This window comes from Lactobacillus sp. CBA3606 (assembly GCF_002970935.1).
In the GTDB taxonomy this organism is placed as follows: Bacteria; Bacillota; Bacilli; order Lactobacillales; family Lactobacillaceae; genus Lactiplantibacillus.
The window spans coordinates 2026236-2042755 of sequence record NZ_CP027194.1; the positions used below are offsets into that span (position 1 = coordinate 2026236).

Sequence of the window (16520 nt, forward strand, 5' to 3'; positions counted from 1 at the left end):
GTGGGTAGCTGCGTAGTCTGTGAAAGACTGCTGGTTACCCGCTTTTGTTTATGAGCGTTCATAGAGTCCGGCCTATCAAAGTGGTATAATTTTTATGCGAGTAGCCAAAATTAAATTGGCGATACGAGATAGTGGCACAATTAGTCAGAAGAACGGTTTTCTATTACCATTATAGGAGAACCATGAATGGAGCGTTTATTTTTATGAAGATGCAAGTGACTGAAATTGCAAAGGCCGTGCATGCCGAAAATATGACTCAAGCTTGGCCAAATGTTAGTGTAACGGGTGTTGCTTTTGATAGCCGTCAGCTAAAAGCAGGTGACTTATTCATCCCACTAATCGGGGCTAATGATGGGCACCAATTCATTCAAAGCGCCATCGACCATGGTGCGGTGGCAACTTTATGGGCTAGTGATCATGCAACTAGTGCCCCAACCGATTTGCCGGTGATTTTAGTCACCGATACATTGGTCGCCTTACAACAATTAGGCCAGTATTATTTGCAAAAAATCAATCCAAAAGTCGTCGCAGTTACGGGCAGTAATGGCAAAACGACGACTAAGGATATGATTGCCAACGTTTTGAGTACGCAATATAACGTGACCAAGACACATGCCAACTTTAACAATCAAATTGGGGTGCCGATTACGTTATTAAGTATGGAACCCAATACGGAAGTGGTCGTTGTTGAAATGGGCATGGATCATTTTGGCGAACTGGACTTTTTAAGCCGGTTAGTGCAACCAGATGTGGCCGTCATTACGATGATTGGGGAAGCCCATATCGAATTCTTTGGCACGCGTGACAAGATTGCTGATGCGAAGATGGAAATCGTGCACGGGTTAAAGGCGGATGGTGCCTTTATTTATAATGGTGATGAACCATTATTGACCGCTCGCGGTGCGACGGTTGAACAACGGCAGCGGACCTTTGGGCTGGCGGCGACCAACACGTTAGTAGGTAGTGCGGTTCAAACGAGCCGAGCGACAACCCAGTTCAAAGCCAGCCTTTGGCCAACTGAAACGTATACGATTCCGATGATGGGCGCTTATAATGTTAATAATGCCTTGGCCGCCTTATTGGTCGCTGATACGTTCCATATTCGGCCAGTGGCAGCGCAAAAAGCATTAGCGAGTTTTGTGCCAACGGAAAACCGGACTGAATGGTTAACTGGCGAGCAAGGTGAGGCCATCTTAAGCGATGTGTATAATTCTAATCCCACCGCTGCCAAACGTGTTTTGGCCGCCTTTTCCGCCATTCCAACGAAGGGCCAACGCATCGTTGTTTTAGGCGATATGTTGGAACTAGGCAGTCAATCTGATGCGTTACATGCTAGTTTAGCTAGTGAACTTGATCCGACAATGATTCAGAGTGTCTACCTTAACGGGCAGCATATGCACGTCTTGGCGCAGGACTTAACGGCAAAGTATCCGGCAGCAGCGATTCATTATTACCCAACGGCAGAACAGCCGCAATTGATTGCAGATTTAAAGCAAGCTGTCACGGCCGATGATGAAGTGCTACTTAAGGGTAGTCATGGGATTCATTTGGAGAATGTGCTAGCGGCACTCGAAGCTTAAGCTGGAAATTAAATAATTAATGTAAATTAATTAATTGGTTTACAAGCTTACTGGTGATTGGCTGGGAAGTGGTGACGCTAACATGATTTTAACCAAGTTAAACGCCCGCTTTAACCGCTGGGGCTCGCTCTTGCTAATTTATAATAACCGGTGTATGATAATTTAGTTGTACTATTTGAAAGTCAGACCGTTGGCTTACATGACAGCGCCTCACGGGGAACGGATTTTTTCCTAGCTGCCAGTAATCCCATGGTGTCATCCTTAGGAGGAAATATATTTGAAGTTTACAGAACTAGGCTTATCTGATAGCCTACTTAAAGCAGTTAATCGAGCAGGTTATGAGGAAGCAACCCCAATTCAAGCTGAAACCATTCCAATGGTTCTTGAGGGGAAAGACGTGATTGGGCAAGCCCAAACCGGTACAGGTAAAACTGCCGCGTTTGCACTCCCAATCCTACAACGGTTGGATTTTGCCAACCCCAATATCCAAGCGTTAGTTATTTCACCAACACGTGAATTAGCAATCCAAACTCAGGAAGAAATCTTCCGGTTAGGTAAAGACGAACGCGCTAAAGTGCAAGTCGTCTATGGCGGGGCTGACATTCGCCGTCAAATCAGAAACTTAAAACAGCATCCTCAAGTTATTGTTGGGACGCCGGGCCGATTATTAGATCATATTCGTCGTGGGACTGTTAAGTTAGACCACGTGCGGATGATGGTTTTAGATGAAGCCGATGAAATGTTAGACATGGGTTTCTTGGATGATATTGAATCAATCATCAAACAAGTTCCTAGCGAACGTCAAACTATGATGTTCTCAGCCACGATGCCACCAGAAATTAAGCGCATCGGGGTTCAGTTCATGAACGAACCACATCACGTTAAGATTAAATCAAAAGAAATGACCGCTGATACGGTTGATCAATATTACGTTAAAGCGAAAGAATTTGAAAAATTCGATATCATGACACGTTTATTCGATGTTCAGTCACCGGACTTAACGATTGTCTTTGGTCGGACGAAGCGTCGAGTTGATGAATTATCAAAGGGTCTTGAAGCGCGTGGTTATAACGCTGCTGGGATTCATGGTGATTTAAGTCAACAACGCCGGACGCAAATTATGCGTCAATTCAAAGCGGGTCAATTGGATATCTTAGTTGCCACAGACGTTGCGGCCCGAGGCTTAGATGTCTCTGGGGTTACCCACGTGTACAACTACGATATTCCTCAAGATCCTGACAGTTATGTTCACCGGGTTGGCCGGACTGGCCGGGCCGGACATAAAGGGGTTTCTTTAACCTTTGTAACGCCTAACGAAATGGAATATTTGCGGGTTATCGAAAAGTTAACCAAGAAGCGGATGTTACCATTGAAGCCACCAACTGACGATGAAGCCTTTGCTGGCCAAATCGCAGCCGCTGAAGCTAATGTTGATACGTTAGTTGCTAAGACTGCAACTGAAAAGTATGCGGACCAAGCAGCTGAACTATTACAAAAGTATGATGCGACTGATTTAGTTGCGGCGTTATTGAATGACTTAACTAAGGACGACGCAACTGCCGTTCCAGTTAAAATCACACCAGAACGCCCATTACCTCGCCATAAAGGCGGCGGTGGTGGTAACCGTCGTAGTGGCGGCTATCGTGGTGGCAATCGCAACCGTAATCGTAGCAGTAATGGCGGTAGTCGCGGTGGTAACAGTGGCGGCAATAGCCGTGGCGGTTATCGTGGTGGCAATCGTGATCGTGACAATAGTCATGGCGATCATAAGAGCGGTGGCTATAAGAGCCGGAGCCGTGAAGATAATCGCAGTAATAATCGGAATCATGATGATGGCCGTAAGCAAAGTAGCAAGCGGAACTTCACGATTCGGACGAACGATTAAGCTAACTCATTAAAATAACCAACTGAACTCGGTGATTAGCGGGGTTCAATTGAAAAGTCGAGCGTTTTGCTCGGCTTTTTTTGTGCCAAAAATGCTAAAATGAGGCTATTAATTCAATGTTAATGCTGGGATTAAATGATCTTCACGGTGACGTGAAAAGATTGCGTGCTGAGAGACCTGTTACAAAGCCACTGACTGTGGTAAATTGGAACTATTGGATTTTGAAAGGCGATGGGGACGTGATTTACGGAACTGGCATTGATTTAACTGAATTAACGCGAATTGCGACTATTTTACAAAAAGGGTTACAGTTACCCAGTAAGGTGTTGACTCCCGCCGAGTTGGCCGTCTTTAACGCCTATGGTGCTAAGCGCCAAATTGAATTTTTGGCGGGCCGTTTTTCAGCTAAAGAGGCCTATAGTAAGGCATTCGGAACCGGAATTGGTGCGCAAGTCAGTTTTCAAGATATTGAAATTCTAGATAACCCGATGGGACGACCAGAGATTAAGCACCACCCATTTAATGGTTCGGCCTGGGTTTCGATTTCACATACTGATCAGCTCGTCATGACCCAAGTTATTTTGGAAAGAGGCAATGTGTGATGGTTGTAATTGGGGAACATCGCCACACGCAAGTCAAAGTTGACTTGCAGGCAATTAAACATAATATTAATGAAGAAATGAGTCGTAAAGATCCGTTGACGGAACTATGGGCAGTGGTTAAGGCTAATGGTTATGGTCACGGGATTATTCCAGTGGCACAGGCTGCACAAGCGGCTGGCGCAACTGGCTTTTGTGTCGCAATTTTAGATGAAGCGTTGGCTTTACGGGCGGCTGGTTTAACTGCGCCAATCTTAGTGTTGGGAATTACAGAACCAGAATATGCGCCTTTGATTGCTGAAAAAAACATTTCAGTGGCGGTCGGTTCGCAAGCTTGGTTAACCCAAGCGGCAACCATCTTAGCTGCCAATGCGGTTCAGCAACCGTTGCAAGTGCATTTAGCATTAGATACCGGGATGGGCAGAATTGGCTTCCAAACGCCAGCTGAATTAGCGGCGGCGGTCACAAGCTTGCGTGCCCAACCAGAACGGTTTGATTTTGCCGGACTCTTTACTCATTTTGCAACGGCTGATCAGTCGGATGATACTTATTTTAATCAACAACTAACCACTTGGAAGCAGTTAATTGCAGCGGTTGATGAGTTGCCACGCTATGTTCATGTTTCTAACTCGGCGACTAGCTTATGGCATCAAGCCTGTAATGGTAACTTGATTCGGTTTGGGGTGGCACTATATGGCTTGAATCCTGCTGGTCAAGCTTTGAGTGCACCGTATACGTTACAACCAGCATTATCATTAACGGCGACCTTAACGTTCGTTAAAAAGTTGCCCCGAGGCAAGTCGGTCAGTTATGGCGCAACTTATACGGCTAGTGAGCCAGAGTGGATTGGGACGGTTCCGATTGGCTATGCTGACGGCTATGAGCGGCGGTTGCAAGGGTTTCATGTTTTAATTGATGGTCAGTTTTGTGAAATCGTCGGGCGGGTCTGTATGGATCAATTGATGGTGCGACTCCCACATCAGGTCGCAGTGGGAACCAAGGTAACGTTGATTGGAACTGATGGTGACAACACGATTACCCTACAAGCAATGGCCGACTATTGTCAGACGATTCACTATGAAATTGCCTGTGGGCTGGCGACGCGCTTGCCACGAGTTTATACGGATTAAGCTTAGCCGGGGCGGCCAATGCCTCGGTTTTTTTGGTTGATTGCGGGTGACTTGGCTTAGTGGTGAAGTCTGGGTTAAACGATCATAAATCTCAGGTTAAGGCGACTACTGGACCGAGTAGAACTGCTTCGGGTTAGTAAACGGTTGCTAAAAGCTAAGGGTTCATGCTATTATGAGTAGCATGAATGGCTAGGATGGACCGGTATATTGGGGAGATGCATACTAGCAATTGGTCACAGGATTAAAGGGAGATGAGGCGATGACCACCGCTGATATTAAGCGTGGTGATATCTTTTATGCCGATTTATCGCCAGTTGTGGGGTCCGAGCAGGGCGGCATGCGACCGGTATTAATCGTACAGAACAACGTTGGTAATCATTACAGTCCGACTGTCATTGTTGCGGCAATTACGGCGAAAGTCCAAAAGGCAAAGATGCCCACACATGTGAACATCAATGCGGCCCATACTGGCATTGAAAAAAATTCAGTCGTGCTGTTGGAACAAGTTCGGACGTTAGATAAACAACGGCTAAAAGATCGCGTAACGCACTTAGATGAACAAACGATGCAACGGGTTGATAGTGCGCTTCAGGTCAGTGTTGGATTAGCTGATCGCACGAAGCATCGTTCACGGCGTACCATGCAATCGTAATCGGCATGGGAATTAGTCATTTACATAATTGATCCGTTTCGGGCAACCGAACAAAAAGCATTAAGATTAGCCACTTTTGGTTAGTCTTAATGCTTTTCTTATGCGTCAACAGTTTTTTCGGTAACTTGGACTAGGGTTTTTAAAGTGTCCAAGGCGGTTATTAATGGTTGGGCCTGATTTAAAGCCCAATTGGTGAGTAGATTTTGAGCGGTCGGGTCCAGCGAAAAGCTGACCGCTTGGGTTGTGGTAGGTAAGTCGGCGATGGTTTTAACGACGGTGAGCGGGATTGGGTGTAACGTTAACCATTGTTGAAAATTGGCTTGTGCCATCGTGGCAGCATCTGTAATCAGGCCGTCACTTAGCTGCCAAGTATCTAAGTGATAGCTGTCAGTCATCGCCGCTTGCCAAGCACTGGCAAAGGTTGCGCCTAAGCCAATGGTTTCACCGGTTGATTTCATCGCGGGGCTTAAAATAGTTGGCATGCCTGGTAATTTATTGAAGGAAAAGACTGGCGCTTTAATGGCAATCTGGTCGCCAAGCGGATAGCCACCAGTTGGTAAGCCGAGTTCAGCCACAGTCTGACCCAGAATTAACTTAGTTGCCAATTGGGCGAGTGGTAAGTTAGTCACTTTACTCATGAAAGGCACGGTTCGACTGGCTCTTGGATTCACATCAATGACGGCAACTTTGGTCGCAGTGACCACGAATTGAATATTAAGTAGACCGACGCAATGGAGGATACGACTGAGTTTAGTCGCAATCTGGATAATGGTTTGCTGAATCGCTGGGGTTAAATATTGCGGCGGGTAGACCGCAATCGAATCTCCGGAATGCACGCCGGCGCCTTCCACATGTTCCATGATACCGGGAATCCAAACATCGTGACCATCGGATAAGACGTCGACTTCACATTCCTGACCAGCTAAATAGTGGTCAATTAAAATGGGCGCGCCGGTACTAGCGGTGAGGGCCGTGTTGATGACGGGCGCTAGTTCAGCTTCGGTGTGGACGATAGCCATTGCGCGGCCTCCAATGACAAAGCTCGGCCGGACCAATAATGGATAACCGATTGTAGCGGCAGCTTTAAGGGCTGCTGACCACGTGGTGACGGTGGTTCCCGGTGCTTGGAAAATTTGATGTGCATGTAGTAATGCGGCGAAATCCTGCCGATTTTCAGTTAAGTTAATTGTTGCGACACTGGTTCCCAAAATAGGCACGCCTAAGTCTGACAATGATTGGGCCAGATTAATCGCTGTTTGACCACCAAATTGAACAATCACGCCAAGTGGCCGTTCCAGGTTGATAATCGGCATTAAGGCTTCGACCGTCAAAGGTTCAAAATAGAGTTTATCAGAACTTGAAAAGTCCGTTGAGACGGTTTCAGGATTATTGTTGACAACAATTGCCTGGTAGCCTGCTTGTTGAATCGCTTTGACACAATGCACGGTGGTGTAGTCGAACTCGATGCCTTGGCCGATACGGATGGGGCCGGCACCTAAGACGAGGATGCTGTGTCCTAGTGGCTGGCTCTCATTGACTTGACCGAAAGCAGTACTGTAAAAATACGGCGTTGTACTGGCAAATTTGCCGGCACAGGTATCAACCATTTGATAAACGATTGGCTGTTGGGCGGTTGCCGCTTGTATGTCAGCGGTAGCTAGACCGGAATAGTAGTGGCAAGTGGCGACACTTAATCCATATTTTTTAGCTGTTAAGAGGGTGTTAACGGTGGGCTGAGTGGTGAGCAATTGGGTTAATTGGCTGATGTGTTGCAATTTACGTAAGAAAAATGGTGTGATTTTTGTCAAGGCAGCAACTTTGGCTAGCGACCAATGCTGGGCAAAGGCGGCGAACAGGTAGAATAGCCGTTGATCAGTAGGTACTTGCAATGCCGCCGTCAATTCAGCAGTGGTGATGGGGGCGGCTGGTTGTAAGGTGGTTTGTAAAGTCATGGTCGTCTCTAATGAAGCTATCGCTTTTAAAGTCGCTTCTTCTAAAGTTGTGCCAATCGCCATCACTTCACCAGTGGCTTTCATTTGGGTGCCGAGGTGGGCATCCGCAGCGGGAAATTTATCAAAAGCAAAGCGTGGTAATTTGGCGACGACATAATCCAAAGCGGGTTCGAAAGCGGCGTAGGTCGTTTGAGTGATTGGATTTTTAATTTCAGCTAAATTAAGGCCAATCGCAATTGCGGCCGTGATTTTGGCAATTGGATAACCGGTTGCTTTGGAAGCGAGCGCTGATGACCGACTGACCCGGGGATTGACTTCGATAATGTAATACTGGGCACTGGCCGGGTCTTGGGCTAGCTGAACGTTACAGCCACCACGAATCGCTAACGCTTCGACAATGGCTAACGCCGCATTTCGTAAAGTTTGGTATTCAGTGTCAGTCAAGGTCTGAGCGGGGGCGTAAACAATTGAGTCACCAGTATGAATGCCGACGGGATCGAAGTTTTCCATACTGCAAACAATGATTTTCGTGCCGCTGTTATCACGCATGACTTCAAATTCAATTTCTTTAAAACCAGCGATACTTTGTTCGACTAAACACTCGTTAACTGGTGATAAGGCCAAACCGCGTTGCAAAATTGGGGTAAGGGCTGCTGCGTCGGTCGCAATCCCACCGCCAAAGCCGCCAAGTGTAAAGGCAGGTCGCACAATGACGGGATAACCAATCTTAGCCGCAAATGCTAGGCCAGTTTTGACATGATGGACCGTCGTACTAGCGGGTGTTGGCTGTTTTAGCGACTGCATGAGCGCTTTAAAAGCCGCGCGGTCTTCAGCTTGATTAATGGTTGCAAGCGAGGTTCCAAGGACCTGAATATGTAGTCGCTCTAAAACACCAGCTTGGGCTAAGGCCATTGCTAAATTTAACCCAGTTTGACCACCTAGTGTTGGTAACAAGGCGTCGGGGTGCGTCTGTTCTAACACTTGGGTGACGCTAGCTAAGGTCAATGGTTTTAGGAAAACCTCATCGGCCGTCGTGGTGTCGGTCATAATAGTTGCTGGATTAGAGTTAATCAAAATGACATGGTAACCGTTGGCTTTTAAACTCAGGCAGGCTTGGGTGCCGGCATAATCAAATTCGGCGGCCTGACCGATTTTAATGGGGCCGGAGCCGATTACGGCAATTGACTGAATCTGGGTGTTTTTAGGCATTAATGGTGACCTCCTTTAGAATAGTTTGGATGAATTGATCAAAAAATTGGCCGGCTTCTTGTGGTCCAGGATGTGCTTCGGGGTGGAACTGAACGGACATCACGGTTCCCTGGGGTAAACGCAAGCCTTCAATACTGCCATCATTGAGTTCCGTGTAGGTAACTTGTAAGGGTGTTTTGGTTAGCGATGTTGGATCGACCGCATAGTCATGATTTTGGGCGGTGATTAGGACGTTGCCAGTTGCAGTTGCTTGAACGGGATGGTTGAGACCATGATGTCCAAATGGCAATTGGTAGGTTTTAGCGCCATAGGCTAGCGCAATTAATTGATGGCCCAAACAAATACCAGCTAATGGATAGTGACGTGCGAGTTGGCGAATCAAAGGCAAAATAGTGCTGTAAGCTTGTGGGTCTCCAGGGCCATTGGATAAAAAGATGCCATCCGGATGGTAGGCCATAATCGTTTTGAGCGAACTAGTTGCTGACAGCACACTAACTTGGCAACCGCGGCTTTGTAATGCGGTGGTAATAGCTTGTTTTTCACCAAAATCCAGTAAGACTAAATGGGGGTGCTGCGTTGTTGAGGGCCATGCTGGTAACGGTTTTGCTGCTAATTGCTTTAAGGGGATCTGCTTTAGCTGGGTGGCAAAGTCGGTAACGGGCTGATTACTCAGAATCGCTGGTTGGGTACCGGTCATCCGCAAATGGTGAGTTAAGGCACGTGTATCCACCGCTTGAATCCCCGGAATATGGTGTGTTAATAAAAAGTTGTCTAAGGATTGTCGACTAGTGTAATGGTCCGCAAAGTCAGCTAACTCATGTACGATAACGGCTTGGGCGCCAATCGTGGCGGCCTGACTAACCGTAGCGTCAATCCCGTAATTGCCAATTAAGGGATAGGTGAAAGCGATGAGTTGGTTGAGATAGGAAGGATCAGTGATGGTTTCTTGATAACCGGTCATCCCCGTATTAAAAACTAAGGGACCCGCACCCAGCACGTTAAGATCGCCAAAGCCGGTGCCAGTCCATTGCGTACCATCAGCTAATGTTAAAAATTTTTCCATCCGACCACGACCTTTCTAATGAAATGATTAAAATCATTTTTCGTATGAGCTAAGTAAACTATTATTCTAATAGGATGTCAAGGTGTATTATACATATTTTATGCATAAACACGATTTAATACGATATAATATTCAATAAAATCATTATTTGTGAATATTTCATCAGGAAAGCCTTGCATCTGACAGATGATTAGAATATAGTGTGAAACAAGCGCATGTTAGTGATAATGAGACGATTAAGTCAATTGGAAGTGGAGTGAATTGGATGAATCATTTTGAAGGTCGATCATTTTTAAAGGAAATAGATTACACATCAGCGGAGTTAACTTATTTAATTGATTTTGCGATTCATTTAAAAGCGTTGAAGCAACAGCATATTCCACATCCTTATTTACAAGGTAAGAATATTGCGTTGTTATTTGAAAAAGCGTCAACCCGAACGCGCTCGGCGTTCACCGTTGCGGCCAATGACTTAGGCGCCCATCCGGAGTTTTTGGGACAGGCGGATATTCAGTTAGGAAAAAAAGAATCAGTTATTGATACGGCTAAAGTGTTAGGTAGCATGTTTGATGGCATTGAATTTCGTGGCTTTAACCAAAAAACGGTTACGCAGTTGGCTGAATATAGTGGGGTGCCAGTGTGGAATGGTTTAACCGATACTTGGCATCCCACACAAATGATTGCGGATTTTATGACTTTGAAAGAACATTTTGGGTATTTAGCGGGTTTGACGTTAACTTACGTCGGTGATGGCCGCAATAATATGGCGAACAGTCTGTTAGTTACCGGTGCAATGTTGGGTGTCAACGTCAAGATCGGTGCGCCAACCGACTTACAACCGGCGCCTAAAATAGTTGCGATTGCGCAACAACTAGCGGCTAAAAGTGGGAGTCAGTTGCTGATTACTGCCGATCCGCAACAAGCTGTCGCTCAGGCGGATGCCTTATATACGGATGTTTGGGTATCAATGGGCGAACAAGTTGATTATGGGCAACGCATTCAGGCATTATTGCCATTTCAGCTTAATGCGGCCTTAGTTGCTGCAACCGGGAAAACCACAACGGTTGTGATGCATTGCTTGCCAGCAATTCATGATCAGCAAACCGTCATTGGTGCAAAATTGGGACAACAATTTAATTTGGCTGCGGTAGAAATTACAGATGCTGTCTTCAATGGGCCACAAGCGGTCATTTTTCAAGAAGCTGGGAATCGAATGCCTGCGATTAAGGCCATCATGGCAGTCAGTCTGGGTCATTTATTCATTCCAGACCAGCTTTTTTGAAATTAGGCGAGGAAACACGTTCTTTCAAGGACATGATGAATCGCTTTTTGGTTTGTAAGTAGCGTCTATTTAGTAGAAATTGTTTCAAAATACGGATTTAGTATTGAACGGATGGAAATTGGTCACGACGATTGTAGCCACTTATTAGTTAATGTACCGCAAAAGTTATCGGCACCACTAACCAGCAAGTAATTGTTAAATATATCAACGGCCGACGAATAAGAGAGGTATCTTTAGATGACACTGCGGGCAATTAAAACAAGAATATACCCTCAAATTAATCAACAAGAAAAAATCATTAACAACTTTGGTTGCTGTCGTTTTGTTTGGAACCAACTATTGAGCATGCAGATTGAGCGCCATAATAACGGTGGCGCCTACGTCAACGAATTTGGCATGAATGATCTGATTAAGTGTCTCAAACAGGAATACCCATTCCTCAAGCAAGCGGAATCAACCAGTCTTTTACATGTTAGTCGTGATTTACATCATGCTTTTCAGAAATTATTTAAGGAACACGTTGGTTTTCCGAAGTTCAAATCACGTAAGTTTCCCAAACAGAGTTATCAGTCTAATTCAGTCAATCATAATATTAGTCAAACAAGCCAACACCTGATCAGATTACCCAAACTAGGAAATATTGCCTTTAAATCTGGCCGACAACTCACCGGTAAGATTAAGAATGTCACAATCCGGCTATCCGCTACCGGCAAATATTACGCCATTGTGTTAGTCGATAATGACGTCCAAAAACTGCCTAAAACTAAGCAATCGGTTGGGATTGATATGGGCGTAGCGGATCTAATGATTACCAGTGATGGGGTCAAATATCCCACCATTCGTTTTGATAAAGCCTTATCGCAAAAGAAACATTACTGGGAAAAACGGCTAGCCCGACGTCGGTTACAAGCCATGCAAGAAATTGCGTGGGATAAACACAATCAAGTAGTAGAGCCGCGTGAATTGAACGACTTCAGTAATTATCGCAAGGCGCGTCTCATGGTTGCCAAATATAACGAAAAAATCGCTAATCAGCGAAATAACTATTTGCATCAACTCACCAAGAAACTGGTAACGTTGTACGATGTGATTAAAATTGAAGATTTGAAAACCAAAAATCTTCTCAGCAATCATCGGTTAGCTCGAGCAATTGCCAATCAAGCCTGGCGGGAACTACGCACTCAACTTGACTATAAATGTGCTTGGTATGGTAAGCAACTGGTCACTGTGAACCCCAGGAAAACTAGTCAAATCTGTGCTGACTGTGGTTACGATGACGGCAAGCATGGGCTCGCTATCCGACAATGGACATGTCCTAGTTGTGGTGTTAATCATGATCGTGACATTAACGCCGCCAAGAATATATTAAAAGCTTAAAGAAAAGGCTAACTAGGCTCGGAACGAGCCGTGATAAATAGCTGTAACCGCTGTGCATAGTGCTCGCACTATTGTGTAAGTTGGCAGTGTTCTCAGAAGCTCAGTCATTCATGGCCGAGTAGTTCACAGCTAAGTGGCCCTTGCGATAGGGTTGTGCCAGTGCTACGATGGAATCCGCTGTAAAAAAATACGTGGTTCGTAACCATCCCACGTTAAAAAACTAGGAGGATTTTGCAATATGACGCAATCAAAAATTCGGCCGTGGATTATTAATGCTTTAGTCGCGGCTATTTATATCGTTTTATCCGTTGGTCCGGCTGCTTTTAACTTAGCTTCGGGCGCTATTCAATTCCGAGTTTCGGAAGGCTTGAATCATCTGGTCGTCTTTAACCGGAAATATATTTGGGGGATTGTGGCGGGAGTTATCTTATTTGATGCCTTTGGCCCGGGAGCTAGCTTACTAAACGTGGTCTTTGGTGGGGCGCAATCGCTAATTGCCTTGTTAGTTGTGAGTTGGCTTGGCCCCAAACTCACCAAAGTTTGGCAACGCTTGGTCTTAAATATTATTTTATTTACTATTTCAATGTGCATGATTGCTTGGATGTTAATGCTAGTTGGTGGCGCGACAGCCTTTTGGCCAACTTACTTAACGACGGCCCTTTCTGAATTCATTATCATGACGATTACGGCGCCCATTATGGTTGGTTTGAATCGTATCTTACAATTTAGTGACCGCATTAGTCGGTAACTTTAAAAAACTGGTCGGCAATTACTTGTCTGACCAGTTTTTGTTGTCGATTTAATTTGAAAGGCGTAAACGATTTGTCGAGAGACATTAACGCGAAAAGTTACTTTGTTTTGACGTTAATGTCGTTATTTAGCACGTTGGTGTCGTTATTGCGAGTACGATGTTGATTAGGCTTATACTGAATTTAGTTGTTGAGCAACTATTATTGGGTGAACTTTTCGTAATCAAGTCGTTAGGATGGGTGGTTACTAATGAATTTAAAGCAAAAAAAGAACCAAAGAGCTAAGACGGATAGTTTGAAGCAGTTGACAGAGCTAAGTGCTGATCCAAGTATTTCAGCGGTTGAACGGCAATTACTAGCGCAGTCACAACTGGAACTAACTAAGGGGACCTATGAGGAACAAGTCGCAACTAGCTTAGAATCACAATTGGCCCATTTAGCTTTAAAGCAAGAATTAACGCCAGTTTTAGTACCATTTTTGAGTGAACTATCGCGTCAACATCTTGGCACTGGTAAGCGCGGGATGGTTTATTTCGATTAAACGAATTGAAGCACAATAAGCGGAAACTTTAGTCAGTATTGCTTTAAATCAAGATGTTAGAAAAAAGCGTGGGACAAACGAAAAAACAGTCATTGCAAGGATTCATAACTTGCAATGACTGTTTTGCATGTCGATTTTTGTCTCGCGCTTTTTAATAATGGTGTGGATTATTCAGCTTGTAAATCTTCCACTTCAATCACCTTAAATTGTTTGCGATTCAAGTTATCGGTAATGCGTTTGAGTTTTTCCGTATCAACGTCTTCTGGCAAGGTGAATAAGGTCCGATGACCGAGCGTGCCGCTTTGCACATCTAGCGTCAAACAACCAGCAATTGAGGTGTATTTCGTGATGATCTTGGCCATGGCGGCTAAGTCACCCCGTTCACCAATTGAAACGACAGTCAAAACATAGCTGCCAACGTTGACGTTCCAAGATTGTGAGAGCATGTCGAGGAGCCGCGTATGGGTCAAGATGCCGTAGAAATAACCATGTTCATCTAAAACGGCGATGTAAGGTAAGTCTTTAATTGAGAAGAAGACATTGTAAAAAGCAGCGTCGACTTGGATTGTTTTGGTGGCATTCTTTAACAGCGCCGTAACTGGCAATGACATATCACCACCACGTGATTTATGCCGATAGATGTGCATTTTATAAACGTTACCGCGGAAAATGTGACCGGTTTCGTCTAGGATTGGGACACACCGGAAGCCAGAATCTTCTAAGACTTGGAGCGCTTCCGCTAGTGTTGCGTCGGCGGTGACCGTAGTTAAACGTTCTTTCGGTTTAACGAGTGTTTTTAATAACATGATAAATCCCCCAATTATTAGTTTATTTTAATAAAGCATACCATAAAAGCCAGGTTGGTGGGGGAGTAATATACGCCGTGTGATAGTCATGAATCAAAAAAGGCCAGTCCGATAAGTGACCGGACTGACTTCTTAAATTAGATTTAAATTAGAAAACGACAACGGGGGTGCCAACCGGAACCGCTGCATAAACTTTAGCCATGACACTGGGTGGCGTGTTCACGCAACCGTGAGAACCATTGGTTTTATACCAAGTGCCCCCATATTTAGTCTGCCAAGCAGAATCATGAATGCCTTCACCGGTATCATCGAATGGCATCCAGTAAGTGACCGGTTGCGAATAGCTAGAGCCATCATCATTGTCACCTTTGAGTGTGGCATTTTTTTGTTTACTCCAAACATCCCAGATACCAGTAGTTGTCGCATGTTTACCAGGTTTCCCGGTAACAACGTCCGTCGAAACTTTGACTTTGCCATCGACATAGACCCACATATGTTGGTTGACTTTATCAACTTCGATATACGTGTGACCAATATCGGTCTGATCGGTGTTATAGCCAGAACCATTGATGAGTGGTGAGCGGGTAAAGTCTTTGCCCGCTAAGACTTGCTTGGCTAAGGCTTTCGCTTCTGCCTCGGTTTTAATGGTCCAACCGTAGAACCCACCACTAATTTTGACCGTTCCTCGCTTAGTGCTCTTAAAAGTCCGCGTGGTATGGTAAGTATGGTATTTTTCGTTAAGTTGCTTAACATACGTAAGTACGGCTGCTTGATCAATTGTGACGGTCCCGTTATGATCAACTTTTAGCCAGCTTAAGATTAAGTCATGTGGCACCGTAAATTTGTGACCATTGATGTTATAAGTGATGGTTTCACTTGCGTATTTTTGCGTTTTTGTCTGTGCTGTTTTTAGCGTTTGGCTCGTGCTAGTGACAGTCGGGGTAACGTAGGCTGTTTTTAAATTAATCTTGGTTTGTCCCGTCTGCAATGCCTGTGTCAGGACTTGTTTTAATTTCGGGGTACTAATTTCGGTCCCTTGAACTTCTTTCTGAATGGCAACTTGGTTATTTTTATAAACTAACTTAGCGTTTTTGGTTTGAGTTCGCTTCGTTTGATTGGCCTGTGCCGTAATTTTAGTGGTGAGGGTGTGTAGCGTCGTCTTAGTCACATTTAAGGCACCTAGACTGGCCGTATCGGCTGCTTGTGCTGTTTGCATTAAAGCTAATGGCCAGCGCCAATAATTTTGTTTGGTGATTAATTGTGTGAGTTCCGACTTAGTGTCGATGGTCATACCAGCAGTTTTGCTAGTAAAGGTATAAACTTTTTTCTGATTTTCAACGATATGATAAGTGCGGTGTTCAAGGGCCGCATTAACTTTTGGTGCGGCTTGCGCAGCGGTCTTGCCACTAACGTTGACACCGGCCACTTGGGTATTGGCTAAGAAAGTTTGTTGATGTTGCCAGATCAAACTTGTTGCCAAGTACCCGACGACTAACAAGCTGACGAGACTGCCAGCAATAATTAGTCCACGTTTGTATGTCATTAACATTGGCCTCCATGTCCATAATAATGTTCCCACCTTATAACATTTTAATGGGGAGTGCAAATATGAAGCCAGTTAGGCGCCTACTTTGGTTAGCAAATTTTGACGTAAAAAAAGAACCATGACCGCAGTCACAGCTCTGGTTGTTACGA

13 protein-coding genes, 1 pseudogene and 1 riboswitch are annotated in these 16520 nt (G+C 45.0%); of the genes and pseudogenes, 10 read left to right on the forward strand and 4 right to left on the reverse strand.

Features of this window, described 5'->3' with window-relative positions:
• The first annotated feature begins 203 nt into the window (after positions 1 to 203).
• The 5 genes from C5Z26_RS09825 (at position 204) to C5Z26_RS09845 (ending at position 5846) form a co-directional block, all read left to right on the forward strand.
• A complete protein-coding gene (locus C5Z26_RS09825) occupies positions 204 to 1580 on the forward strand; it encodes a UDP-N-acetylmuramoyl-tripeptide--D-alanyl-D-alanine ligase (protein ID WP_105449784.1) in 1377 nt (458 codons plus the stop codon).
• A 277-nt stretch (positions 1581 to 1857) separates the two neighbouring features.
• Positions 1858 to 3465, forward strand: a complete 1608-nt coding sequence (gene cshA, locus C5Z26_RS09830; protein WP_105449785.1) for a degradosome RNA helicase CshA — start codon at positions 1858 to 1860, stop codon at positions 3463 to 3465.
• A 239-nt stretch (positions 3466 to 3704) separates the two neighbouring features.
• Complete coding sequence (gene acpS, locus C5Z26_RS09835; RefSeq protein WP_105450173.1) at positions 3705 to 4067, forward strand: holo-ACP synthase; 363 nt, start codon at positions 3705 to 3707, stop codon at positions 4065 to 4067.
• Entirely contained in the window at positions 4067 to 5194 is a 1128-nt protein-coding gene (gene alr / locus C5Z26_RS09840) for an alanine racemase (RefSeq protein WP_105449786.1), read from the forward strand. The genes acpS and alr overlap by 1 nt, the downstream gene beginning before the upstream one ends.
• Positions 5195 to 5453: 259 nt before the next feature.
• Positions 5454 to 5846 carry a type II toxin-antitoxin system PemK/MazF family toxin gene (locus tag C5Z26_RS09845; RefSeq protein WP_105449787.1) on the forward strand — a complete coding sequence of 131 codons (393 nt, stop codon included), beginning with the start codon at positions 5454 to 5456 and terminating at the stop codon, positions 5844 to 5846.
• A 98-nt stretch (positions 5847 to 5944) separates the two neighbouring features.
• On the opposite strand, the gene carB is transcribed toward C5Z26_RS09845, so the two are convergent.
• Entirely contained in the window at positions 5945 to 9007 is a 3063-nt protein-coding gene (gene carB, locus C5Z26_RS09850; RefSeq protein WP_105449788.1) for a carbamoyl-phosphate synthase large subunit, read from the reverse strand.
• Positions 9000 to 10070: a carbamoyl phosphate synthase small subunit gene (locus tag C5Z26_RS09855; RefSeq protein ID WP_105449789.1), complete on the reverse strand. Its 1071-nt coding sequence runs from the start codon at positions 10068 to 10070 to the stop codon at positions 9000 to 9002. The genes carB and C5Z26_RS09855 overlap by 8 nt, the downstream gene beginning before the upstream one ends.
• 265 nt (positions 10071 to 10335) lie before the next feature.
• On the opposite strand from C5Z26_RS09855, the gene argF reads away from it, so the two are divergent.
• The 5 genes and pseudogenes from argF (at position 10336) to C5Z26_RS09880 (ending at position 14019) form a co-directional block, all read left to right on the forward strand.
• A complete protein-coding gene (gene argF / locus C5Z26_RS09860; RefSeq protein ID WP_105449790.1) occupies positions 10336 to 11352 on the forward strand; it encodes an ornithine carbamoyltransferase in 1017 nt (338 codons plus the stop codon).
• Positions 11353 to 11421: 69 nt separating this feature from the next.
• Positions 11422 to 11523, forward strand: a pseudogene (locus C5Z26_RS12830) (IS200/IS605 family transposase); the annotation flags it as partial.
• 66 nt (positions 11524 to 11589) lie between these two features.
• Positions 11590 to 12729 (forward strand): RNA-guided endonuclease TnpB family protein, encoded by a 1140-nt coding sequence (locus tag C5Z26_RS09870; RefSeq protein WP_105449791.1) that lies wholly within the window; start codon positions 11590 to 11592, stop codon positions 12727 to 12729.
• Between the two features lie 185 nt (positions 12730 to 12914).
• A riboswitch (PreQ1 riboswitch) is annotated at positions 12915 to 12959 on the forward strand.
• 8 nt (positions 12960 to 12967) lie between these two features.
• Positions 12968 to 13477: a QueT transporter family protein gene (locus C5Z26_RS09875; RefSeq protein WP_105449792.1), complete on the forward strand. Its 510-nt coding sequence runs from the start codon at positions 12968 to 12970 to the stop codon at positions 13475 to 13477.
• A gap of 251 nt (positions 13478 to 13728) precedes the next feature.
• Complete coding sequence (locus C5Z26_RS09880; protein WP_105449793.1) at positions 13729 to 14019, forward strand: bacteriocin immunity family protein; 291 nt, start codon at positions 13729 to 13731, stop codon at positions 14017 to 14019.
• Between the two features lie 167 nt (positions 14020 to 14186).
• On the opposite strand, the gene cbpA is transcribed toward C5Z26_RS09880, so the two are convergent.
• Together cbpA and C5Z26_RS09890 are read right to left on the reverse strand one after the other, a co-directional pair.
• Positions 14187 to 14825 carry a cyclic di-AMP binding protein CbpA gene (gene cbpA / locus C5Z26_RS09885; protein ID WP_105449794.1) on the reverse strand — a complete coding sequence of 213 codons (639 nt, stop codon included), beginning with the start codon at positions 14823 to 14825 and terminating at the stop codon, positions 14187 to 14189.
• Positions 14826 to 14973: 148 nt separating this feature from the next.
• The gene (locus tag C5Z26_RS09890; protein ID WP_105449795.1) at positions 14974 to 16368 is read right to left on the reverse strand and encodes a L,D-transpeptidase family protein; all 1395 of its coding nucleotides are present in this window, start codon (positions 16366 to 16368) and stop codon (positions 14974 to 14976) included.
• Positions 16369 to 16520: the final 152 nt, after the last annotated feature.

Coding starts and splice junctions, on each gene's coding strand:
- C5Z26_RS09875 (WP_105449792.1), top strand. CDS start 12,968: ATGACGCAATCAAAAATTCGGCCGTGGATTATTAATGCTTTAGTCGCG.
- C5Z26_RS09880 (WP_105449793.1), top strand. CDS start 13,729: ATGAATTTAAAGCAAAAAAAGAACCAAAGAGCTAAGACGGATAGTTTG.
- alr (WP_105449786.1), top strand. CDS start 4,067: ATGGTTGTAATTGGGGAACATCGCCACACGCAAGTCAAAGTTGACTTG.
- C5Z26_RS09825 (WP_105449784.1), top strand. CDS start 204: ATGAAGATGCAAGTGACTGAAATTGCAAAGGCCGTGCATGCCGAAAAT.
- C5Z26_RS09890 (WP_105449795.1), bottom strand. CDS start 16,368: ATGACATACAAACGTGGACTAATTATTGCTGGCAGTCTCGTCAGCTTG.
- argF (WP_105449790.1), top strand. CDS start 10,336: ATGAATCATTTTGAAGGTCGATCATTTTTAAAGGAAATAGATTACACA.
- carB (WP_105449788.1), bottom strand. CDS start 9,007: ATGCCTAAAAACACCCAGATTCAGTCAATTGCCGTAATCGGCTCCGGC.
- C5Z26_RS09870 (WP_105449791.1), top strand. CDS start 11,590: ATGACACTGCGGGCAATTAAAACAAGAATATACCCTCAAATTAATCAA.
- C5Z26_RS09855 (WP_105449789.1), bottom strand. CDS start 10,070: ATGGAAAAATTTTTAACATTAGCTGATGGTACGCAATGGACTGGCACC.
- C5Z26_RS09845 (WP_105449787.1), top strand. CDS start 5,454: ATGACCACCGCTGATATTAAGCGTGGTGATATCTTTTATGCCGATTTA.
- cbpA (WP_105449794.1), bottom strand. CDS start 14,825: ATGTTATTAAAAACACTCGTTAAACCGAAAGAACGTTTAACTACGGTC.